Origin of the sequence: Knoellia locipacati (genome assembly GCF_044791685.1) — a bacterium.
GTDB lineage: Bacteria > Actinomycetota > Actinomycetes > Actinomycetales > Dermatophilaceae > Knoellia > Knoellia locipacati_A.
In genome coordinates this window covers 2899180-2921959 of the sequence record NZ_CP087730.1, presented here as the reverse complement: position 1 = coordinate 2921959, position 22780 = coordinate 2899180, and the positions used below count along the sequence as shown (strand labels likewise).

The window sequence follows — 22780 nt, the reverse complement described above, 5'->3', positions numbered from 1 at the left end:
GTGGGCAAGGTCTTCGCCCGGCCCTTGGTGCTGCTCCCGCTCGGCGTCGTCCTCCTCGTCATCGGTCTCCTGACGGCCCTCAACGCCGTCGGCGCCGCTCGGTGGGGAGGCGTCGTCGCAGAGGGCCGGGCGTGTGGTGGTGAGGTCCGTGGGATGTGCGTCGTCCGCACCGACGTGACCTTCGACGGGCCCCGCTACTCACGGCGCCAGGCCGGCGACGAGTGGGAGCTCGAACCGGCGTCAGGGCGCGCCCGCGAGGTGTCCCTGCCCGACCGCGCCTCCAGCCGGCTCCGCGACGCCGAGGTCACCCGGGGCGTCATGCTCTCGCAGCCCGATGGCGACGTCGTCGGGCTCGAGGCCGGGGGCGAGCGGCTCGCCACGACGTGGACCGGGACCTACGGAGTGCTCCAGCGGGTCGGGCTCGGGCTCATGGCTCTCGGCCTCGGCGCCGGGCTCGTCGTCGTGGCCCTGCGGATGCGCCGCTCGACCGGCTGGTCGGGACACGAGCCGGTGCGCAAGCACGGCTCGGTGGCCGTGGCCCTGCCCGTCGTGGTCGGCTTCGTCCTCTGGATGCTGCCGCGCTTCCTCTGGTGAGCACGGTGGCCGCCCGGCCCGACCGAGGCCGGACTCGACCCGACAAAGGGGCGCCTCACCGGAGTTGGCAATCCGGGTGAAGCGCCCCTTTATCGGGTCACCCGATCATGCGGCGGCCGGTAGGAGGGGAAGACGGTGGGGGTCAGGCGGTGGCGACCAGGCCGAGGCTCGCCGGTGACGCCAGACCGGGGTGCTTCGGGACCACGCGCACGGTGTAGCCGAACGCGCCGCTCGTCTTGAGGGTGAGCTCACCGGAGAACTGGTGGCGCCCCTGCTCGTAGGTCTCCGAGTGCTGGAGCGGCATCGTCGTCACGTCGTGCAGCTCGTCGCCACGGTGGTTGGTGCGGCCGTACGCGACCTGCACCTCGACCTCGTCGGGCGACAGCTCGCCGAGCGACACGTAGGCACCGACGTGCAGCGTCTCGCCGATCTGCGGGCTGTCACCGAGCCCGGAGGACTCGACGTGGTCGACGTGGACCTTGTCCCAGCCCCCGCGGATCTTCGACTTGTATGCCGCGAGGTCCCGTGCACCGGCGAAGTCACCCTCGCGCAGGGCCCAGCCGGAGCGTGCCGCCGGGACGTAGAGGCGCTCGGTGTACTCGCGCACCATCCGGCTCGCACGAACCTTGGGCCCGAGGGTCGACACGGTGTGCATGACCATCGCGAGCCAGTTCTGCGGGAGCTTGTCCTCGTCGACGTCGTAGAACCGCGGTGCTACCTGGTTCTCGATGAGGTCGTAGAGCGCGGCCGCCTCGATGTCGTCACGCCGGTCGGGGTCCTCGACGCCGTCGGCGGTCGGGATCGCCCAGCCGTTGTTGCCGTCGAACCACTCGTCCCACCACCCGTCGAGGATCGAGAGGTTGAGGGCGCCGTTGAGCGCGGCCTTCATGCCCGACGTGCCCGACGCCTCGAACGGACGGAGCGGGTTGTTGAGCCAGACGTCGCAGCCCGGGTAGAGGTGCTGGGCCATCGCGATGTCGTAGTTCGGGAGGAACGCGATGCGGTGGCGCACCTCGGGGTCGTCCGTGAACTTGATCATCTGCTGGATGAGCTGCTTGCCGGTCTCGTCGGCCGGGTGCGACTTGCCCGCGATGACGATCTGGATGGGGCGCTCGGGGTCGAGCAGCAGCCTCTTGAGGCGGGCCGGGTCGCGCAGCATGAGCGTGAGGCGCTTGTAGGTCGGGACACGCCGGGCGAAGCCGATGGTCAGGATGTCGGGGTCGAGGATCGAGTCGGTCCAGCCGAGCTCGGCCGAGGACGCGCCCCGCTTGATCCACGACGCACGCATCCGGGCCCGCGCCTCGCGCACGAGCTGCTCGCGCAGCTCACGCTTCGTGGCCCAGACCTCGTCACGCGGCAGGTCGGCCATGGCGTTCCAGGACTCGGTGCTGTCGAGGACGGTCGTGTCGATGTTGACAGTGTCGGAGTGGCGGTCGGCCAGCTCGTAGACCTTGCGGTCCACCCACGTCGGACCGTGGACACCGTTGGTGATGCTCGTGATCGGCACCTCGTCGGCGTCGAAGCCCGGCCACAGCCCGTCGAACATGTCGCGGCTCACGACACCGTGGAGCTGCGAGACGCCGTTGGCTCGCTGGGCGATGCGCAGGCCGAGGACGGCCATGTTGAAGACCGCGGGGTCCCCGCCCTCGTAGGTCTCGGCACCGAGCGCGAGCAGGCTGTCGATCGGCACACCGGCGGGTGCGAGGTCGCCGCCGAAGTAGATCTCGATGAGACGGCGCTCGAACCGGTCGATGCCGGCGGGCACGGGCGTGTGCGTCGTGAAGACGGTCGCGGCACGGACGGCCTCGAGCGCGTCGTCGAAGCCGAGGCCCTCGTCGGTCACGAGCTCGCTGATCCGCTCAACCGCGAGGAAGCCGGCGTGGCCCTCGTTGGAGTGGTAGACGTCCGGCGTGGGCGCACCGCTGAGCCGCGACCACAGGCGCAGGGCGCGAACGCCGCCGATGCCGAGGAGCATCTCCTGCTGGAGCCGCTGCTCGCCGCCGCCGCCGTAGAGGCGCTCGGTGACCGCGCGGGCCGCGTCGTCGTTGCCGGTGACGTCGGAGTCGAGGAGCAGGAGCGGGACCCGCCCGACCTGAGCACGCCACACCTGGGCCCGCAGCTCGCGGCCGCCCGGGAGGTTGAGGACGATGTGGCTCGGGGTGCCGTCCTCCTCGCGCAGGAGCGACAGCGGCAGGCCGTCTGGGTCGAGGACCGGGTAGTCCTCCTGCTGCCAGCCGTCGCGGTTGAAGCTCTGGCGGAAGTAGCCGGTCTTGTAGAACAGGCCGACGCCGACGATCGGCACGCCGATGTCGGAGGCCGACTTGAGGTGGTCGCCGGCGAGGATGCCGAGGCCACCGGAGTACTGCGGCAGGGCCGCGGCGATGCCGTACTCGGGGCTGAAGTAGGCTATGGCCGACGGTGCACCGGCGTCGCCCTGCTCGGCGGCCCACTGCTGGTACCAGCGGTCGTCCCCGAGGTAGCGGTCGAGGGCCTGCTTGGCCTCGTCGACGCGCGCCACGAAGCCGTCGTCGGCCGCGAGGGCGTCGAGCTCCTCGACAGTCGTCGCCGAGAGCATGGCCACCGGGTCGGCGCCGACGGAGGCCCACCGCTCGGGGTTGATGCTCTCGAAGAGGTCGCGCAGCGGCGGGTGCCAGCTCCAGCGCAGGTTCATCGCGAGGTCGCCCAACGCGGCGATGCGGGCGGGCAGGACGGGGCGCACGCTGAAGCGGCGGATGGCCTTCACGAGGCGTCACCCTAAGTCACGAGGGCTCGTGATGGAAACGTTTACCCAGCCCAGTCCACGACAGGGACCGACAACTCGTGCACGAGGGCAGCGGGACGATAGCGTCGGCCTGTGACCGCAACGCCGCTGAGCACTCCTCCCCAGTCCCCCATCGGCCGAATCCCCGTTCTCGATGTGACGCCACTCGTCGACGGAGGCGCGCGACCCACGAAATGCGTGGTGGGAGAGCAGTTCCTCGTCACCGCGACGGTCGTGCGCGAGGGTCACGACGCCGTCGGTGCGTCCGTCGTCCTCACCGACCCCGACGGCGTCGACCACCCCTCCCCGATGATCTGCACCAACCCCGGGCTCAACGCCTGGGAGGCCGTCGTGTCCGCCGATCGTCCCGGCATGTGGACATTCCGGATCGAGGGCTGGTCGGACCCGTTCGGCACGTGGGAGCACGACGCCACGATCAAGATCCAGGCCGACGTCGACACCGACCTCATGCTCGCCGAGGGCGCCCAGCTCCTGGCGCGCGCGCTCGGGTCCGAGGGGCGCACCGCCGCCGGACGCGCCGTCATCGAGGGCGGCCTCACCGCACTGCGTGACGAGGACCGCCCCCCGCAGGTCCGCCTGTCGGCGGTGACGCACGGGCCGGTCCACGACGAGCTGGCCGGCACCCCGGTGCGCGACATGGTCAGCCCGAGCACGGCATACCCGCTGCTCGTCGAGCGTGAGCTCGCACTGACCGGCGCCTGGTACGAGTTCTTCCCCCGGAGCGAGGGTGCGCTCTACGACGAGGAGACCCACACGTGGCGCTCCGGCACCCTGCGCACGGCCGCCAAGCGGCTCACCGCCGTCGCCGGCATGGGCTTCGACGTCATCTACCTCACCCCGATCCACCCGATCGGCCAGGCCGCCAAGAAGGGCCCGAACAACACCCTCGACGCCGGCCCCGAGGACCCGGGCAGCCCCTACGCCATCGGCTCCCCCGACGGCGGGCACGACGCCATCCACCCCGACCTCGGCACGTTCGAGGACTTCGACGCCTTCGTCGCCGAGGCGCGGCGGCTCGGGCTCGAGGTCGCCATGGACATCGCGCTGCAGTGCTCCCCCGACCACCCGTGGGTCCAGGAGCACCCCGAGTGGTTCACGACCCGCGCCGACGGCACGATCGCCTTCGCCGAGAACCCGCCGAAGAAGTACCAGGACATCTACCCGCTCAACTTCGACAACGACCCAGCGGGCGCCTACGCGGAGATGCGCCGGATGGTCCAGGTCTGGATCGACCACGGCGTCACGCTCTTCCGCGTCGACAACCCGCACACCAAGCCGGTCGAGTTCTGGCAGTGGCTCATCCAGGACGTCGCGCGCGACCACCCCGAGATCATCTGGCTGTCCGAGGCGTTCACGAAGCCGGCGATGATGCGCTCGCTCGCCAAGGTCGGGTTCCAGCAGAGCTACACCTACTACGCGTGGCGCAACACCAAGCCCGAGCTCCAGGAGTACGTCGAGGAGCTGGCCACCGAGACGGCGCACTACATGCGACCGAGCTTCTGGCCGACCACCCACGACATCCTCACGCCCTACATGCAGTTCGGCGGGCCGGCGGCGTGGAAGCTGCGTGCCGCCCTGGCCGGCACCCTCGTCCCGACCTACGGCATCTACGCCGGCTACGAGCTCATGGAGCACGTGGCGCGTCCCGGCGCCGAGGAGCAGATCGACAACGAGAAGTACCAGTACAAGAACCGGCCCTGGGAGGACTTCGAGCCCGGCGGCGCGCGCGAGGGCCAGTCCCTGGCGTGGTACCTCCGTCGGCTCAACGAGATCCGCCGTGGTCACCCGGCGCTGCACTGGCTGCGCAACATCACGTTCCACCACGTCGACGACGAGAACATCATGGCGTTCAGCAAGCGCCGAGTGGTCCCGGCCGAGCCGACGACGGGCGCCCCCGAGCGCGAGGACGTCGTCATCGTCATCGCCAACCTCGACCCGCACAGCACCCGCTGGAGCCGCGTCGTCTTCGACATGCCCTCCCTCGGGCTCCACCCGGACGAGGGATTCCGCGCGCACGACCTCATCACCGACCAGTGGTGGGACTTCCTGCGCGAGAACATGGTCCATCTCGGGCCGGACCACGAGCCGGTCCACATCATCGAGCTGAAGAGGTACTGACACGTGACGGCGACGCAAGGACTCGGACTCCACCAGCCGGGGCTCAAGCACGACCCCGAGTGGTTCAAGACGGCCGTGTTCTACGAGGTCCTCGTGCGCGCGTTCGGGGACTCGAACGGCTCCGGCGCGGGTGACTTCCAGGGCGTGATCAACCGGCTGGACTACCTCCAGTGGCTGGGCGTCGACTGCCTCTGGCTGCCACCGTTCTACGCCAGCCCCCTGCGTGACGGCGGCTACGACATCGCCGACTACACGCAGGTGCTGCCCGAGTTCGGCACGCTGCCCGAGTTCCAGCAGCTCATCACCGAGGCCCACGCGCGTGGCATCCGGATCATCACCGACTTCGTCATGAACCACACGAGCGACCAGCACCCGTGGTTCCAGGCCTCGCGCAGCGACCCCGAGGGCCCCTACGGCGACTTCTACGTGTGGTCCGACACCGACGACAAGTACACCGACGCCCGCATCATCTTCATCGACACCGAGACGTCGAACTGGACCTTCGACCCGATCCGGCGCCAGTTCTTCTGGCACCGCTTCTTCGGCCACCAGCCCGACCTCAACTTCGAGAACCCGGCCGTCCACGACGCGATGTTCGAGGTCGTGCGCTTCTGGATGGACATGGGCATCGACGGCTTCCGGCTCGACGCCGTCCCCTACCTTTACGAGGAGGAGGGCCACAACGGCGAGAACCACCCCAAGACCCACGACTTCCTCGCCAAGCTGCGCACGATGGTCGACGAGGAGTACCCCGGTCGCATCCTGCTCGCCGAGGCCAACCAGCCGCCGGCCGACGTCGTCGACTACTTCGGCACCGAGGACGCCCCCGAGTGCCAGATGTGCTTCCACTTCCCGGTCATGCCGATGCTCTACTACTCGCTGCGCGACCAGCGGGCGCAGCCGATCATCGACGTCCTCGCCGAGACGCCGGACATCCCGGCGGGCACGCAGTGGGGCACGTTCCTGCGCAACCACGACGAGCTCACCCTCGAGATGGTGACTCCGGAGCAGCGGGCGGCGATGTACGGCTGGTACGCCCCCGACCCGCGCATGCGCGCCAACGTCGGCATCCGCCGCCGCCTCGCTCCCCTGCTCGACAACAGCCGCGCCGAGATCGAGCTCATCCACGCGCTCGTCCTCTCGCTGCCGGGCTCGCCGTGCCTCTATTACGGCGACGAGATCGGCATGGGCGACAACATCTGGCTCAACGACCGTGACGCGGTCCGCACCCCGATGCAGTGGACCCCAGACCGCAACGCCGGCTTCTCGGGCGCCGACCCGGGCAAGCTCTACCTGCCCGTCATCTCCTCGCTCGTCTACCACTACAACGGCGTCAACGTCGAGGCGCAGATGGCGACCGGCCACTCGCTCCTGCACTGGCTGCGGGGGATGCTCGGCGTGCGCCGGCTGCACCCCGCGTTTGGCCTCGGCGACTTCGCGATCGCCCCGACCGACAACGAGTCGATCCTCGCCTTCACCCGCTCGTGGACCGGCGACCGCGACCACCCGGGCGAGACGGTGCTCTGCATCAACAACCTCTCGGACAAGCCACAGGCCGCGACCATCCAGGTCCCCGAGGAGCTCGGCGAGAACGAGCTCTTCGACCTCTTCGGTGGCGCCAACTTCCCGTGGATCGCCGCCGACGGCCGGGTCACGATCACGATGGGCAGCCGCGACTTCTTCTGGCTGCGCGTCGGTCAGGAGAGCCGTGGCTGAGCTGCACAAGGGCGCAACGATCACGCCGACCAAGGTCGAGCTCGTCCAGGCGTGGATGGGTTCCCAGCGCTGGTATGCCGCCAAGGGCACCTCTCCCTCGGTGACGCGCCTCGCGTCGTGGAGACTCGGCGACCCCGCCGGTGAGGTCGGCGTCGAGGTGCTCGTCGTCGCGGACACCTCCGGACCCGCACCGGTCGTCTACCAGGTGCCGCTCACCTACCGCGGTGCCCCCCTCGAGGGCGCCGAGCAGGCGCTCGTCGGGACCATGGAGCACTCGGTCCTCGGCCCCCGCTGGGTCTACGACGCACCGCACGACCCCGTGTATGCCGCCCAGCTGCTCGAGCTCGTCCAGGGTCGGGTGCGGGCCGAGTCCACGGCCGCGAACGACGCCTTCGACGACACCGTCGTGGCGACGCCGGGTGCGGCCTGGGACCGCGACGTCCGCGTCGTGGCCTCCAAGGTCCTCTCGGGTGAGCAGTCCAACACCTCGGTCATCCTCGAGTGCGTCGCCGCCGACGGTTCGGCTGTGCCGGTCATCGTCAAGGTCTTCCGGATGCTGTCGACCGGTGAGAACCCCGACGTCGTCCTCCAGTCGGCGCTGCGTGAGGCCGGCTGCGTGCGGGTGCCCGCCGTCGTCGGGTCCGTCGCCGGGCAGTGGCCCGAGCCGGACGCCTCGGGTGAGGCGCCCGCGGAAGGTGGGCGAACGGCATACGGACACTTTGCCTTCGCGCAGGAGTTCCTGCCGGGCGTCGAGGACGCGTGGCGCGTGGCCCTGGCCGCGGTGCGCGAAGGCGAGGACTTCAGCGGTCCGGCGCGCGCGCTCGGCGAGGCGACGGCGGAGGTCCACGCGACCCTCGCGGACGCCCTCGGCACGACACCGACGAGCCCCGAGCTCGCCCGCGAGATCCTCGACGAGATGCGTCAGCGCTACGCGGCCGCCGCGGCCGAGGTGGTCGCTCTCCATGACCACGAGGACGCCGTCTCGGCGATCCTCGACGCCGCCGAGAGCGCGAGCTGGCCTGCGCTGCAACGCATCCACGGCGACTACCACCTCGGACAGGTGCTGCACACACGCGACGGCGGGTGGGTCCTGCTCGACTTCGAGGGCGAGCCGCTGCGGCCCCTCTCCGAGCGCAACCAGCCCGACCAGTGGATCCGCGACATCGCCGGGATGCTGCGCAGCTTCGACTACGCCGGTGGTGCCGTCGAGCACTCGACCGACGCCTCCGCCCGCGACTGGGTGGCGAGCGCGCAGCAGGCGTTCCTCGACGGCTACGCCGCCGTCGCCGACGAGGACCCGCGTGACCGCCCGGCGCTGCTCGCGGCGTTCGAGCTCGACAAGGCGATGTACGAGGTCGTCTACGAGGTCCGCAACCGGCCGACGTGGGTCGACATCCCGCTCGCCGCCATCGAACGACTGGCCTCGGGCTTCGACCCGACGCCGACCACCGCCACCGCACCCCAGGAGGACACACCGTGACCCCGACCCCAGCCCATGAAGTCAGCGGTGCGATCAACGCCCTCATCCACGGGCGGCACCAGCAGCCGCACGACCTCCTCGGCCAGCACCTCGAGGACGGCGGGCTCCGTGTCCGGGCGATGCGGCCCCTGGCCGCGTCGGTCCGGGTGCGCTTCGCCGACGGCGAGGAGCTCGCCCTCGACCACGAGGGCGAGGGAGTGTGGTCGGCCGTGCGCGCCGGCGTGACCGAGACGATGGACTACCGCCTGCTCGTCGACTGGGGCGACGGGTTCGAGCACGTCCAGGACGACCCCTACCGCTTCGCTCCGACCCTCGGTGAGGTCGACCTGCACCTCGTCGGCGAGGGCCGGCACGAGCAGCTGTGGACCGTCCTCGGCGCCCGGGTGCACGAGTACCCCGGCCCGCTGGGCACCGTGCGCGGCACGTCGTTCGCCGTGTGGGCGCCCCGCGCCAAGGCGGTCCGCGTCGTCGGCGACTTCAACGGCTGGGACGGGCGGGTCCACCCGATGCGGCTCATCGGGTCGAGCGGTGTCTGGGAGCTCTTCATCCCCGACATCGGCGCCGGCGCCGTCTACAAGTACGAGATCCGCGGCGCCGACGACATCGTGCGCACCAAGGCCGACCCGATGGCCCGTCGCACCGAGGTGCCGCCGCGGACCGGGTCCGTCGTCGACGAGGCCCACCACGAGTGGGCCGACACGTCGTGGATGGAGGCGCGGGCCGAGACCAACCCGCACACCGGGCCGATGAGCGTCTACGAGGTCCACCTCGGGTCGTGGCGACAGGGCCTGTCCTACACCGAGCTGGCCGAGCACCTCGTCAACTACGTCGTCGACCTGGGCTTCACGCACGTCGAGCTCATGCCCGTGATGGAGCACCCCTACGGCCCGTCGTGGGGCTACCAGGTCACCGGTTACTACGCGCCCACCTCGCGGTTCGGCACCCCCGACGAGTTCAAGCACCTCGTCGACGCGCTGCACCAGGCCGGCATCGGCGTCATCCTCGACTGGGTGCCGGGCCACTTCCCGCGTGACGAGTGGGCGCTGGCCCGCTTCGACGGCCTGCCGCTCTACGAGCACCCGGACCCGCGGCGCGGCGACCAGCCCGACTGGGGCACCCACATCTTCGACTTCGGCCGGCTCGAGGTGCGCAACTTCCTCGTTGCCAACGCCCTCTATTGGCTCGAGGAGTTCCACATCGACGGGCTGCGTGTCGACGCGGTCGCCTCGATGCTCTACCTCGACTACTCGCGCAAGGACGGCGAGTGGCTGCCCAACGTCCACGGCGGGCGTGAGCACCTCGAGGCCATCGGGCTGCTCCAGGAGACCAACGCCACGGCATACAAGCGCGTCCCCGGCATCGTGACGATCGCCGAGGAGTCGACCTCGTGGCCCGGCGTCACCAAGGCGACGAGCGAGGGCGGGCTCGGGTTCGGCCTGAAGTGGAACATGGGGTGGATGAACGACTCGCTGCGCTACCTCGGCGAGAACCCCTACAACCGGCAGCACCACCACGGCCTGCTGACCTTCGCGCTCATGTACGCGTTCAGCGAGAACTACGTCCTGCCCATCAGCCACGACGAGGTCGTCCACGGCAAGGGCTCGCTCGTCAACAAGGCGCCGGGCAACCGGACCGACCAGCTCGCGACCGTGCGGGCGTTCCTCGCCTACATGTGGGCGCACCCCGGCAAGCAGCTCGTCTTCATGGGCAACGAGTTCGCCCAGCCGAGCGAGTGGGCCGACGGCAAGAGCCTCGACTGGTGGCTGCTCGACCAGCCGGCGCACTACCGCGTGCACAACCTCGTCAAGGAGCTCAACCGCGTCTACCGCGAGCACCCGGCGCTCTGGGCGCTCGACAGCCAGCCCGCCGGGTTCGAGTGGCTCGACGCCGATGACAACACCGGCAACACCTACTCGTTCGTGCGCTTCTCCGAGCCGTCGCGCGAGGGCGGCGACGTCGTCGCGTGCGTCGTCAACTTCGGCGGCGAACCCAAGGAGTGGCTGCGGGTGGGCGTGCCGTCGGGCGGGCAGTGGCGGGTCGTCCTCGACACCAGCGGCTACGACCAGCACGGCACGCCGAGCCAGGCCGACCTCGTGCTCGACGCCGTCGAGGAGCCCTGGAACAACCAGCCGTTCCACGTCGTCGTCCGGCTCGCCGGGCTGACCGCGGTCTACCTCGCGCCGGTCGTCGACGGCGAGGTCCCGCAGGCCGAGGAGGCCCAGGAGGACACCGGACCGGTCGAGACCGCGCCTCCGGTCGTCGACACGCCCGCCGTCGAGGCGGCTCCCGAGCCTCCCGCGGTGGACCCAGCGGTCGCGCGGCCGGTGGCCGGCACCACGAGCGGCACCACCACGACCGGCACGACCAGCGCCATCCGCTCCACTTCGCAGGAGGACGAACGATGACCGAGTCCCGCGCGGGCCAGCCCGCCCAGCCCTCCGACCTCGTCGACCTGCCCCACCTCGTCACGGCCTACTACGCCCAGAAGCCGGACCCCGAGGACATCGACCAGCAGGTCGCCTTCGGCACGTCCGGCCACCGGGGATCGTCGCTCAACACGGCGTTCAACGAGGACCACATCCTCGCGACGACGCAGGCGATCGTCGACTACCGCCGGGCCCAGGGCTTCGACGGCCCGCTCTTCCTCGGGCGCGACACGCACGGCCTCTCCGAGCCCGCCTGGGTCTCGGCGCTGGAGGTGCTCGGCGCCAACGACGTCACGGTCCTCGTCGACTCGGCCGACCGCTACACACCCACCCCTGCGGTGTCGCACGCGATCCTGGTCGCCAATCGGGGCAAGGTCACCGGAGTCGACGGTATGCCGTCCGGTGCCGGTCTCGCGGACGGCATCGTCGTCACCCCGTCGCACAACCCGCCCTACGACGGCGGCTTCAAGTACAACCCTCCCCACGGTGGTCCGGCCGACTCCGACGCGACGAAGACCATTGCGGCGCGGGCCAACGAGCTCATCAAGGGCGGGCTCAAGGACGTCAAGCGGATCCCGTTCTCGCGAGCGCGTGCCGGCGCGACGGCACACGACTTCATGGGGACCTACGTCGACGACCTGCCCTCGGTCATCGACATCGCGAGGATCAAGGATGCCGGCATTCGGATCGGCGCCGACCCGCTCGGCGGCGCGGCCGTCGACTACTGGGGCGCGATCGCCGACCGGCACGGTCTCGACCTCACCGTCGTCAACCCGCTCGTCGACGCCACGTGGCGCTTCATGACGCTCGACTGGGACGGCAAGATCCGGATGGACTGCTCCTCCCCCAGCGCGATGGCCTCGCTCATCAAGCGCAAGGACGAGTACGACATCGCGACCGGCAACGACGCCGACTCAGACAGGCACGGCATCGTCACTCCGGACGCCGGCCTGATGAACCCCAACCACTACCTGTCGGTGGCGATCCAGTACCTCTACGGCGGCGCGCGACCCCAGTGGCGCGACGACGGGTTCGTCGGCAAGACGCTGGTGTCGAGCTCGATGATCGACCGCGTGGCGTCCGACCTCGGGCGGCGGCTCGTCGAGGTGCCCGTGGGCTTCAAGTGGTTCGTGCCCGGGTTGCTCGACGGCTCCGGCCCGTTCGGCGGCGAGGAGTCGGCGGGTGCCTCGTTCCTGCGGATGGACGGCTCGGTGTGGACCACCGACAAGGACGGCATCATCCTCGCCCTGCTCGCCTCCGAGATCCTCGCCGCGACGGGCAAGAGCCCGAGCGAGCACTACGGCGAGCTGACGGCGAAGCACGGCACGCCGGCATACGCGCGCATCGACGCCCCCGCGAACCGCGAGCAGAAGGCCAGGCTGGGAGCACTGACCCCCGATGCCGTCAGCGCGCAAACCCTTGCGGGAGAGGCGATCACGGCCAAGCTGACCGAGGCACCCGGCAACGGTGCGGCGATCGGCGGCCTCAAGGTCGTCACCGAGTCGGCGTGGTTCGCGGCCCGGCCGAGCGGCACCGAGGACGTCTACAAGATCTATGCCGAGAGCTTCAGGGGCGAGGAGCACCTCGCGCAGGTCCAGGCCGAGGCCAAGGAGGTCGTGGGCGCCGCCCTCGGCGGCTGACTCCCCGGCGCCGGAGCCGGGTCACGTGGCACGGACCCGCTCCTGTGCTGCAGTCACGCGCACCCGGTCCCCCGACGGTTCGGCGGTCGCGGTGACGGCCGTCGTCAGGACCGCCCGTCCCGAGATGGTCACCCGGCCGGCACCACCGAGGACGCGAATCATCACGCACGGCGGAGAGGCCGGGCAGCCCACGACGGTGTAGGTGACGTCGCCCGACAGCACGGCAACCCCGCCCGACGAGACCCGGGACGGACCGCCGCCGACCGGGCTCGCCCATCCGCCGTGGGGGCAGGTGACGACGCTCGCCCCGGTGACCACGGCGTCGGCCATCAGGTCACCTCGAGCGCGCCGTTGTTGACCTCCACCACGGGCCCGCGCATCGTCACGACGGCGCCCTTGCCGTTGTCGAGGGTGATGCCGTCGGCGTCCAGGGTGATGCTCGCCCCGCCGGCGACGCGCAGGGTGATGGTCTCGGGCAGCTCCTCCTGGCGCTCGCCCTCGCCCTCGCCCTCGCCCTCGCCCTCGGGCCGGCGCCCGTCGCCGCGGTCGTGGTCGCGCCCTCGCTGCGGGCTCACAGCGACGACAACCGATGCTGCTCGTCGCTCAGCCACATGCCGAGCAGCCCGCCGAAGTGGCCCTCGAACTTCTCCCACTCGTGCGGTGGGTAGGTCTGGTGGATCGTCGTCTGGAGCAGCGTGCGGAACTCCTCGGACCCGACCCACTCGTGCACCATCTCGTCGACGTGCGGCAGCGACGTGGCGCAGAACTCCTGGTAGCGCTCGGTCTCGAAGTGGTCGTCCGCCAACCCCTGGTATGCCGCGAGCTTGGCCGCGTAGTCGAGCTCCTCGTCATCGGCGATGGCGAACCACGGGTCGGTGTCGACCTGCGTGCGCGCCTTGCGCCCGGTGACGGTGCAGAAGACCGACCACCGCAGCAGGGCCTTCATCGCCCACGGGAAGTAGTAGTGCAGCGACGTCACCGCAACGTCGGGACAGGCATTCGCGTAGTCGATCGGGTAGACGACGCCGTCCTTGACGAGCATCTCGCAGGAGTTGAACTCCCACCGGAAGAACGCGTTGACGGTCTGGGCGATGGTGACCGCCTCGCGCCCGGTCTCCTCGGCGAGGAAGCCGTGCTCCACGGCATACCGGTTGTGCATCGGCTCGTCCGGCTGGAACTTCATCGTCATCGTCTCGGGGCCGATGGTGAGTGCCCTGGCGAAGACCTCGAACCCGTCGACGGCCTTCTGGAGGTGCATGAGCATCTCGCCGGAGTCGTCGTAGGCGTGGTGCAGCGCCTCGCGGTCCTTGATCATCGACACCCCGCGCCACGCACCACCGTCGAACGGCTTCATGAACATCGGGTAGCCGAGCTCGTCGGCGATGGCGTCAAGGTCGAAGCCCCTGTTGTAGCGGCTGGAGGTGTAGGCCCAGCGCGCATTGTCGACCGGGTTCTTGTAGGGCACGAGCACCGTGTCCGGCACGTGCATCCCGAGGCGCATGAGCGCGCAGTAGGCGGAGTGCTTCTCCATCGACTGGAACGTGAAGGGGCTGTTGAGCAGGTAGACGTCGTCCATGAGCGAGACCTTCTTGAGCCACTCACGGGGGTGGTAGTACCAGTGCGCGAGCCGGTCGATGACGAGGTCGTGCCGCGGCCGGTCGCGCAGGTTGAACGGCTCGATGGACAGCCGCTCGGAGCTCACCTTGTGGTCGGCACCGTCCGCCGTCCGGATCACGCCCACCCGTCGCGCCAACGCCTCGAACGCCGTCGGCCAGTCGTCCTCCGCGCCGAGGAGGAGTCCGATGAGGTGGTCGGTCTTCGGTGCCATGTGCGGTCCCTTCGTTGGGTGCTGCGGTGGTCCGTGCGATCGAGCGGGTCAGACGAAGCGTGGGAGGTGGTGGGCGAGCTGGCGACGCCACCAGGGCCAGTCGTGCGCACTGTCGTGGCCCCACACGTCGAGCTCGTGCCGGATCCCCTTGTGCGCCAGCACCTCCGCGAAGGCACGCGTCGACGGCAGCGACTGGGTCGGTGAGACCTCGAACGGGCCCTCTCCCACGACGAGGAGCACCGACAGCCGCGAACGCAGCCACTCGAGGTGGTCGCCGTGCAGGTTGGGCACGTATGCCGCAGGGTTGGCGAAGTAGGTCGCGTCACCGAAGTCGCCCCACGAGTTCCACGTGGTCGGGTCGTAGTTGCCCGAGAAGCCCATGGCCAGGGTCGCGACGTCGGCGCGCTGAAGGGCGAACTGCACCGCGTGGTAGGCACCCAGCGAGACCCCGAAGGTGATGAGGTCGAGCGAGCCGCTCGTCTCCCGGGCGATCCACGGGACGACCGCCTGGTCGAGCCACGCCTGGTAGGTCCCGTGACGGGCGGCCCGCTCGTCGGTGGGGACGTCGTTGGCCGACCACGTCCAGCCGTCCATGGCGTCCACGGCGAAGATGCTCACCCGGCCGGCGTCGACGAGGTCCCGGACGGCGTCGAGCATCCCGTTGGCCTCGAAGTCGACCGCGCTGCCGCCCTCGCTGGGGAAGACGAGCATCGGCCTGCCGTAGTGGCCGTGGCGCACCACCCTCAGCTCGGCGTCGTGGCCGGGCACCGGGAGTGACACCTCTGCGTGCGGCATGCGCCCTATCCTTGCGCGTTCCCCCACAGGTCGCGCAACACCTCCGTGAGATGCGGATCGAGGGCATCGCGCCACGCGGTGTAGTTGTGCAGGTCCGCGACCTCGGCATGGGTGACGTGGTGCCCGGCGCGCGTCAGAGCGGCCGCCATGTCGCGGTTGTTGGCGGCGTTCTCCTCGAGCGCCCCACAGGTGAGGCCGATGCGGAGCGGACGGGTGGCCTCGCGGGTGTCGATGATCTCCTGGACGCGGCGAGAGATCCGGTCGAAGTACTTGTAGGAGCTCTCCTGCCCGTCGTGGCGATGCTGGAAGAACGACCCCGACTGCGAGAACACGCCGCCGATCTCGTCGGCGTCGAGCATCCCCACGAGGAGGGCGGTGAGACCGCCGAGGCTGGCGCCCATGACGACCACGGGCCCGGAGATGGGCGCGTACTCGTGCAGACTCCAGAGGCCGTGTTGCGCAATGGTCCTGAGGTACTTGGGCGAGCCGGAGTACCAGGCGTCCCGCATCACCGGGTGAGCTAGGGCCACGCGGTGCGGAGGCAGGTCACCGGACGCGATCTTGGCGCCGCAGAACTGCGTGATCGAGGCCAGCTGGTCGTACTCCGGGCCGTCGTTCACGAGCAGGAGCGGGAGCGCCTGCCCCTCGGTCCCGTCCGGCGCCCACACGGTCACCGGCACCTCGTCCTCGGTCTCGCCCTCCAGGGTCAGCGCGGTGAACCCACCCGCGACGGCAGCGGCCGACAGCCAGGACGGGACGGCATACCCCGGCATCTCCATCACCGAGCGGGAGCCGAACGCGGTCGCGACCGTCACGAGGTTGTCCGGGTCGAGGATGGTCTCGGTGACGTCGCCGCCCGCAGTGGTGCGGGTCACGGTGAAGCGGTACTCGATCCGCTGGAGCGCGGGGCGGGGCAGCGCGAGCTCCCAGACGTCGTCGACAAGGGTCAGCTCACGGGACCCCGGGATGACCGGGTCGCAGTCGAGCAGCACCGAGCGAACGTCGTCACCGCCGGCGAACCGGAAACGGACGTGGTCGTCGAGCAGCTTGGGCGGCACCTCAGAAGAGGGCGTTCATCAGCGCGGTGCGGCCCTTGCGCACGCGCTCGTCGTGGTTGCCGACGACGTTGAACAGCTCGAGCAGGTGGGTGCGGGCCCTGTCGCGCTCGTCGCCCTCTGTCGCGCGAACCGTGTCGATGAGCCGGGTGAACGCGTCGGCGACGTGACCGCCGAGCACGTCGAGGTCGGCGACCGCGATCTGTGCCTCGATGTCCTCGGGGGCCTCGGCCGCCTTGGCGCGCACGGCCTGCACGTCGAGACCGTCGGTGCGCTGCATGAGGCGGACCTGCGCGAGTCCCAGCTCGGCCTCGTGGTCCTTGGGGTCGGCCGCGAGCGCCTTCTCGTATGCCGTGGCTGCCGCCTCGAGGTCACCGCGGTCGATCGCGTCGTAGGCCTCCTGGATGAGCGGGGGCAGCGGCGGCATCTCGTCGTCCTCGGCTCCCCCGCCGGCGGTCGGCCCGAGGTCGACGCGCCCGGTGACGCCGTTCTGGACGGCGGCCTGGACGAGCTGGTCGAGCACGAGGCCGATCTCCTCGTCCTTCGGGATGCCCGGGAAGAGCGGCACCGGCTGGCCCTGGAGGAGGCCGAAGGTCACCGGCACGGTGAGCTGGCCGAAGGCCTGGACGATGACTTGCTGGAACGCCTGGAGGATCCCGGGTGAGGTCTGCACGTCGGCCGAGACGACGAAGAGCCGACCCTCGAGCCGCACCGCGGCGGCGGCGACGCGCTCGGCGAGGCCGACGGTCTGCTCGTGGGCCGAGGACCACAGGACGAGGACGGCCGGGACCGTGAGGGTCCGGTTCATCACCTCGGCGAAGGTCGCGTCACTGACCTCGACGAGCAGTCCCTCGGGCAGCCCGGTGGCTGCACTGGTGGTCTGCCCGGCGGCCGGTCCGCCGAGCTGTCCACCGGCGGACGGGCCCGTCGACGGCACGGAGGCCTGCCCCCCGGGAGCCGGGGTGCCGCTCCGGGCGCCGCCGAGAGCGGAGAGGTCGATGGCGCCGCGCGCGCCCGAGGGTGGGGTGGGGGTGCTGCTCATGTCGTCGATTCTCTCAAGGCCCACCCGGACGCGTGCGGGTGGGACCCCAGTCACTTCGCCGAGGCGGAGACGAGCTGCTCGTCGGCCCCGACCACGGTGGCCGCGCCCTGGGTCGGCACGATCATCACGAGGCTCTCGAGGCTGTTGATCGTCAGGCTCTTGCTGGCGGTGCTCTTGCCGACGAGCTTGTTGTAGGTCGCCGGGATGCCCAGGACCTTGGCCGTCGGCTTGGCCGTGATGACGTCCTGACGGTTGAGCTGTCCGAAGACCACCGCGCCACCGTCGGCGAGCTGGAACGAGATCGTCCGCGGCGTGATCGTGTGCTTCGCGGTGAGGGTGGCCAGGGCGCCGAGGGACTTGGACTGGGCCGCGTTGGAGGTCCGCAGGGCGGTGGCGAAGGCGTCGCGGTTCGAGACGACCTTGCTCGGCGTCGGCTTCGGGTGACCCAGCGCCGCCCCGTAGGCGGTCAGGGCCTCCGCCGGCGTCGCGACCATGGCCCCCTTGGAACCCGACCCGACGAGCGGGGCACCGGTGGCGAGGTCGCCCATGGCCGGCACGCTCGTGCCGGGCAGCATGGCCACCGACGCGTAGATCTTGAACGGGTCGGCCGCCGCCTTCGACATGAGCACGTGCAGGGTCTGCGTCTTGCTGGCCTGGTCGAGGGTGCCGACGAGGATGGCGCGCGGCCACGCCTTGCCGCGTGAGACGGCGACGACCTGCGGGTCGCTGGCCCGCTGGAGCGGGTCGGACGCGGCGACGGTGCCCAGCCTTGTGGCTGCCTGGGCCTGTGCCAGTGCGGCATCGGCCAGCACGGCGCCCTGCGCCTTCGCAGCCGCGGCGCCCTTGGCGGCGCGGGCGGCGACGGCGGCGTCGAGGACACGGCTGGCGACCTTCTCGGCGCCGTCGACGTTGAGCGGGGCCACGTCGGTCCGCTCGGCGGGAGCGTCCTGGACGCCGACGACGGCGTTCCCGACGCCGCAGCCGGTCAGGGCTGCCGCGGAGACGAGGGCGACGAGGGACGTGGTGATCGAGCGGCGGTTCATGCGTTCTCCTCCTCGCGGGTCGCCGGAAGCGTCGTGGTGGTGGGAGTGCCGGGCGTGGTGGGGGTCCCGGTCGTGGTGGCGGTCCCGAGCGTGGTGGCCGTCGCGGTGGCCTTCACGGCACGGCGCGGGCGGGTGCTCCACAGCAGGCTGAGCCCGCTGAGCAGCAGGAAGAGGCCGACGAGGGCGGCGATGACCGACTGGACGAACCAGGACTTGCGCTCCCACGTGAGCTCGACTCGCTCGAGCTGCCCCCGGGTGGCCTGGGCGATGACGCTCTCGGGAGCGTTGGCCTGCTCGATCGTCATGGACACCGCACCGTCACCGGTCTCGGTGTTGCGCCACACGTCGGTGGTGGACAGCGCGGGAGCGGCGCCGCTGCCGGACGTCGTGCTCTGGAGCTGCCAGGGGCGGGTGCTCACACCGGTGACCGTGGTGTGCGCGGTCCTGCCGAGGACGGCCTTGGCGTCGGAGGGCGCGGCGGCGGCGAGCCAGACCGTGCCACCGCTGCGGGGGGTGGCCGTGACCTTGACGACGCCGTCGATGCGGTTGAGGACGGTCTGGGGCACGAGCACCGGGTTGGCTCCGGAGGCCGTCGTGCTGAAGGTCGCGGTCCCGCCTCCACCGAGGTGGATGGCGTACCAGAGGCCGATGACGGTGAGCACCACGCCCAGGAGGGCGAGGAGGGCACCGACGGCCCGCTTGGCGAGCGTGGGCATGCGAGGTCCTTTGATGAGTCAGGGGCGAGCCGAAATGTCTCATTTCGGTTACGGACTTCCCTCAACCATGACAAAGGAGGGTCGCGGGAGCCAAATCGCCTACGCGGCGCCAGTAGCCGGACCGACCGCCCCGGGGCGTGCCTCGAGCTGGTCAGCGACCGTCCCGCTCGGGCGGCTCGACGAAGTCACCAGCAGCCACCCGCACGCCCCTGAGCAGGGCGAACACCTGGTCCTGCTCCTGCGCCGACAGCATCCCGAGGCCGAACTCCGCCGCCTCGAGGTCGGCCGTCGTGGCCTCCATCGCAGCGCGACCGGTGTCGGTGATCACAGCGATCGCCCCGCGGCGGTCATCGGGGTTCGGCACGCGTTCGACGTAGCCCTGGGCGACGAGCCGCTGCACGATGTTGGTCGCGCTCGTGGGGTGGACCATGAGCCGCTCACCGATGCGGCCCATCGAGAGTCGCCCCTCGCGGCTGAAGGCGAGCAGCACGAGCGCCTCGTAGCGGGCGAAGGTCAGACCGTGGCGGCCGGCGATCGCGTCGAACTCGGTGATGAGCAGCTGCTGGACCCGCATGATCGACGTGGCGGTGACCATGGGACGGGACCGGCTGGCCTCGCCCCATCGCGCGCGCCAGAGCTCACCGGCACGCGCGATGGGGTCGAAGGGCAGCCTGAGGTCCTTGGGCACAGCTGCACGCTAGCGGCCCGTCACCTCACTTCGGCGTCGCCACGGACGAGAACGTCCCGCCGGCACCGTCGTCCCACCCGAGCAGCACCGATGCGCCGGCACCGAGGGGCCGGCTCAGTGGCACGGTCAGCACGACCAGACCCGTGCGGGAACCCGAGACGGGCACGACGAGACGGCCGGCGATCCCCGCGTCGTCCTCGACGACGACGTGGGCCGTGCCGGCGTCACCGACGCGCAACCTCACCTCGACCTCGTCACCCCGCACCTTGGCCTTCTCGACCCAGGCGGCCTCGTCCGGCGACGACGACGGTCGCCCGGCGAGCGCGACGTTGGTGCGCACCGCCTGCTCGACCGACTGCGGCGAGTCCAGCGACTGCAGCGCCTCGGTCGGGATCACCGGGTCGGCCGGTGTGGTCGGACGACCCGCGGGCGGCACGTAGCCCTCGAGCGACACGTCACCCCAGCGGTAGGGGTCACCCTGCACGCCGCCCCAGACCGACCAGCCGATCCGGGTCTGACCCGTCTTGTCCTGGGTGTCGGAGTCGTAGGGCAGGACGTTGAGCCCCATATGTGCCGGGTCGACCGCGCTCGGCAGCAGCGACATCGGGATCGAGGTCTCGACGACGTAGCCGGTGTAGGGCTCGGTGACCTTCGAAGCGACCTTCATGCCGGGAGCCGTGGCCGGGCCGTCACCCTGGTGGGCGTCGGCGTCTCGCAGGTGGCACGGTCCGCCCTCGGCGGTCCAGGGCAGGATCGCCGCCTTGAACGTCGTCGAGGTGTTCTCGGACGTGCCGCGCGGGTCGATCGCGATCTCGACGGAGTCGGTGCGCCAGTGCCGCTTGCAGTCGCTGGCCGCCAGCGGTGTGCCGCGCACGTCGTCGTTGACCGTGACGGCGACGAACAGGGTGTCGTCGCGCCACGTGACCTGCGCCGTGGCCGAGCAGTCGGCGGTGGACGTGCAGGCCTGGCCCTCCCAGCGACGGGACACGTCGAGGACCGGCCCGGCATACTCGCCCGCGCTCACGACACCGTCCACGGATGGTGCGTTCGACGCCTGCGGGACCACGGCCGTCGGCACGAGCTCGAACGCCTGCTGCGTCGTGCCGGTGGCCCCGCTGCTCGTCGTCTCGATCGTGTAGAGGTAGTCACCCGCGGCCCCGCCCTCGACCGAGGTCCTGAGCGAGGTGTCGGTGTTCGTCGCGGTGAACGTCACGGTCGTCGAGGCTCCCGGTGCCAGACCGGCGTATGCCGCTGACGCCGGGCTCATCGTGAAGCCGGCCGGTGGGCGTGGGGTCACCGTGCCGGACTGGACGGCCGCGCTGTGGTTGGTGACGACGACGGCGACCGTCCGGCTGCCACCGGACGCCAGGGTGAGGACCGGACGCACGATGTCCGCGAGCGCCTCGGCGTCGACCTCGCCGGTCCACCGGCGGAACTGCTCGACCTGGGGCAGGAGCTGCTGGGTAGCGGTGACCGGCGCGCTGACGAGGACGGGCTCGTCCTGGTAGCCGGTGCCACCGGCGGCGTCGACGAAGGCCTTGACCCGGACCCTGCTGCCGGCTGCCGCGTCGGCAGGTGCGGTGACGGTGAACGTCGTCGTGGCCCTCGCACCGGCAGCGATGGAGCCGAGTGCCCCGTCACCGGTGGCGGTCCAGCCGTCGGGGAGCTCGAGACGGGCCGTGCTCGTCCCGAGGGGTGTCCCCGCAGGGGCGGAGGCCCCGACGGTGACGGTGAAGGGCGCTCCGGGCTGCACCCGGAACCGGTCGGAGTCCACGGTCATGCCGGCCCCGAGGGGCAACCCACCCGGGATCGCGAGCAGCGAGCCGTCGAGGGGGGCGTGGTTCGTCCACGCGGCGGCGGTCCCCCACTGGGGCAGCGGCGTCCGCGAGTCGACGAGGGTGAGGTAGTCGCAGCCGAGCTGCGCCGGGTCGGTGGACACGTCGGGGAAGCCCGCCCAGCCCTGGGAGGCGTAGACGCGCTGGGCGTCACGCTCCACGGCGGCCCACGAGCGACCGTCCGGCGAGGTCGTGCCCGACCACACGCCGTGGACCGTCTGGCTCGGGTCGGCCGGCACGAAGCGGCGCGCGCACTCGGGGCCACTGGCGCTGGTCCCGTTCGCGGTGCGCAGGTAGATCCGGTCGGCCGCGAAGGGCTGGAGCCCTTCCTTCGTGATCTGCTCCGGGAACCGCGACGGGTCCGCGGCCGCGCGGTAGGCCTCGATCGCGATGCGCGCGGCCTCCTGGTGGTTGCCGTGCTGGCCCGGCGACGGTGCGGGGTTCATGGTCACGAGCACCTCGGGCCGCGTCTGCCGCAGGATGCGCACCGTCTTGGCGAGGGTCTCGTCGTGGTCCCACACCTGAGCGGTGAGCGGCTGGCTCACGGTGTAGTAGAAGTCGACCTCGTCGAGGTTGTAGACGTCGGTGATGCCGGCCTTCGCGACGGCGGCACGCTCCTCGCGCTCGCGGATGAGGCCGAGCGCCGGCCCCTCCTCCGGGCCGACGGCGTTGCCGCCACCCTCACCGCGGGTGATCGTGATGACGCCCGTCGACACGTCGTGGTCGGCGCCCCACTGCCCGAAGGTCGACAGGGTCCCTGCCTCGTCGTCGGGGTGCGCCCCCACGAACATGGCGTCGAGGTCGGCCGGTGGGCCGGCCGACGTCGTGGCATCCGGTGGTGTGGGCACGGTCGAGGCGGGTGCCGCGACAGCGACCGCCGTGGGCAGGGCGAGGGCGAGGGCGACCGCGAGTGCCGTGCCGCCACGAGTGCGTGGAACGAGTGTCATGTGTGTTCTCCCCATCGAGTGCGCCCGCAGGTCGAGCAGGAGCCGTCGACCTCGCGAGCGCTGTGGGGACGGCGG

Annotated in this window: 17 protein-coding genes; 6 read left to right on the top strand and 11 right to left on the bottom strand. The window is 71.0% G+C overall.

What is annotated here, in order from left to right; all coding sequences use genetic code 11:
* A complete protein-coding gene (locus LL946_RS13650; RefSeq protein WP_404381518.1) occupies positions 1-594 on the top strand; it encodes a hypothetical protein in 594 nt (197 codons plus the stop codon).
* 142 nt (positions 595-736) lie between these two features.
* On the opposite strand, the gene glgP is transcribed toward LL946_RS13650, so the two are convergent.
* A complete protein-coding gene (gene glgP / locus LL946_RS13645; protein WP_404381516.1) occupies positions 737-3337 on the bottom strand; it encodes an alpha-glucan family phosphorylase in 2601 nt (866 codons plus the stop codon).
* Between the two features lie 111 nt (positions 3338-3448).
* On the opposite strand from glgP, the gene LL946_RS13640 reads away from it, so the two are divergent.
* Genes LL946_RS13640 through pgm form a run of 5 tightly spaced genes read left to right on the top strand, consistent with a single transcriptional unit; the run spans position 3449 to position 12756 of the window.
* Complete coding sequence (locus tag LL946_RS13640; RefSeq protein ID WP_404381514.1) at positions 3449-5494, top strand: alpha-1,4-glucan--maltose-1-phosphate maltosyltransferase; 2046 nt, start codon at positions 3449-3451, stop codon at positions 5492-5494.
* Positions 5495-5497: 3 nt separating this feature from the next.
* A complete protein-coding gene (treS, locus tag LL946_RS13635) occupies positions 5498-7210 on the top strand; it encodes a maltose alpha-D-glucosyltransferase (RefSeq protein ID WP_404381512.1) in 1713 nt (570 codons plus the stop codon).
* Positions 7203-8690 carry a phosphotransferase gene (locus LL946_RS13630; RefSeq protein WP_404381510.1) on the top strand — a complete coding sequence of 496 codons (1488 nt, stop codon included), beginning with the start codon at positions 7203-7205 and terminating at the stop codon, positions 8688-8690. The genes treS and LL946_RS13630 overlap by 8 nt, the downstream gene beginning before the upstream one ends.
* Positions 8687-11095, top strand: a complete 2409-nt coding sequence (gene glgB, locus LL946_RS13625; protein ID WP_404381508.1) for a 1,4-alpha-glucan branching protein GlgB — start codon at positions 8687-8689, stop codon at positions 11093-11095. Before LL946_RS13630 ends, glgB begins: the two co-directional genes overlap by 4 nt.
* Complete coding sequence (gene pgm / locus LL946_RS13620; RefSeq protein ID WP_404381506.1) at positions 11092-12756, top strand: phosphoglucomutase (alpha-D-glucose-1,6-bisphosphate-dependent); 1665 nt, start codon at positions 11092-11094, stop codon at positions 12754-12756. Before glgB ends, pgm begins: the two co-directional genes overlap by 4 nt.
* A gap of 21 nt (positions 12757-12777) precedes the next feature.
* On the opposite strand, the gene LL946_RS13615 is transcribed toward pgm, so the two are convergent.
* From LL946_RS13615 to LL946_RS13570, 10 genes are all read right to left on the bottom strand, one after another.
* On the bottom strand, positions 12778-13086 hold the full coding sequence (locus tag LL946_RS13615) for a hypothetical protein (protein ID WP_404381504.1): 309 nt from the start codon (positions 13084-13086) through the stop codon (positions 12778-12780).
* The gene (locus LL946_RS13610; RefSeq protein ID WP_404381502.1) at positions 13086-13331 is read right to left on the bottom strand and encodes a hypothetical protein; all 246 of its coding nucleotides are present in this window, start codon (positions 13329-13331) and stop codon (positions 13086-13088) included. The genes LL946_RS13615 and LL946_RS13610 overlap by 1 nt, the downstream gene beginning before the upstream one ends.
* Positions 13328-14584, bottom strand: coding sequence for a RimK family alpha-L-glutamate ligase (locus LL946_RS13605; protein ID WP_404381500.1), 1257 nt, complete (start codon positions 14582-14584; stop codon positions 13328-13330). The genes LL946_RS13610 and LL946_RS13605 overlap by 4 nt, the downstream gene beginning before the upstream one ends.
* A gap of 48 nt (positions 14585-14632) precedes the next feature.
* The gene (locus LL946_RS13600) at positions 14633-15379 is read right to left on the bottom strand and encodes an esterase family protein (protein ID WP_404381498.1); all 747 of its coding nucleotides are present in this window, start codon (positions 15377-15379) and stop codon (positions 14633-14635) included.
* Positions 15380-15384: 5 nt separating this feature from the next.
* Positions 15385-16437: an alpha/beta hydrolase gene (locus LL946_RS13595; RefSeq protein WP_404381496.1), complete on the bottom strand. Its 1053-nt coding sequence runs from the start codon at positions 16435-16437 to the stop codon at positions 15385-15387.
* Position 16438: 1 nt separating this feature from the next.
* A complete protein-coding gene (locus tag LL946_RS13590) occupies positions 16439-17476 on the bottom strand; it encodes a tetratricopeptide repeat protein (protein WP_404381494.1) in 1038 nt (345 codons plus the stop codon).
* A 50-nt stretch (positions 17477-17526) separates the two neighbouring features.
* Positions 17527-18519: a hypothetical protein gene (locus LL946_RS13585; RefSeq protein ID WP_404381492.1), complete on the bottom strand. Its 993-nt coding sequence runs from the start codon at positions 18517-18519 to the stop codon at positions 17527-17529.
* Positions 18516-19235 carry a hypothetical protein gene (locus LL946_RS13580; protein ID WP_404381490.1) on the bottom strand — a complete coding sequence of 240 codons (720 nt, stop codon included), beginning with the start codon at positions 19233-19235 and terminating at the stop codon, positions 18516-18518. Before LL946_RS13580 ends, LL946_RS13585 begins: the two co-directional genes overlap by 4 nt.
* 151 nt (positions 19236-19386) lie before the next feature.
* On the bottom strand, positions 19387-19923 hold the full coding sequence (locus tag LL946_RS13575; protein ID WP_404381488.1) for a MarR family winged helix-turn-helix transcriptional regulator: 537 nt from the start codon (positions 19921-19923) through the stop codon (positions 19387-19389).
* A gap of 25 nt (positions 19924-19948) precedes the next feature.
* The gene (locus LL946_RS13570; RefSeq protein WP_404381486.1) at positions 19949-22705 is read right to left on the bottom strand and encodes a sugar-binding protein; all 2757 of its coding nucleotides are present in this window, start codon (positions 22703-22705) and stop codon (positions 19949-19951) included.
* Between the last annotated feature and the right edge of the window lie 75 nt (positions 22706-22780).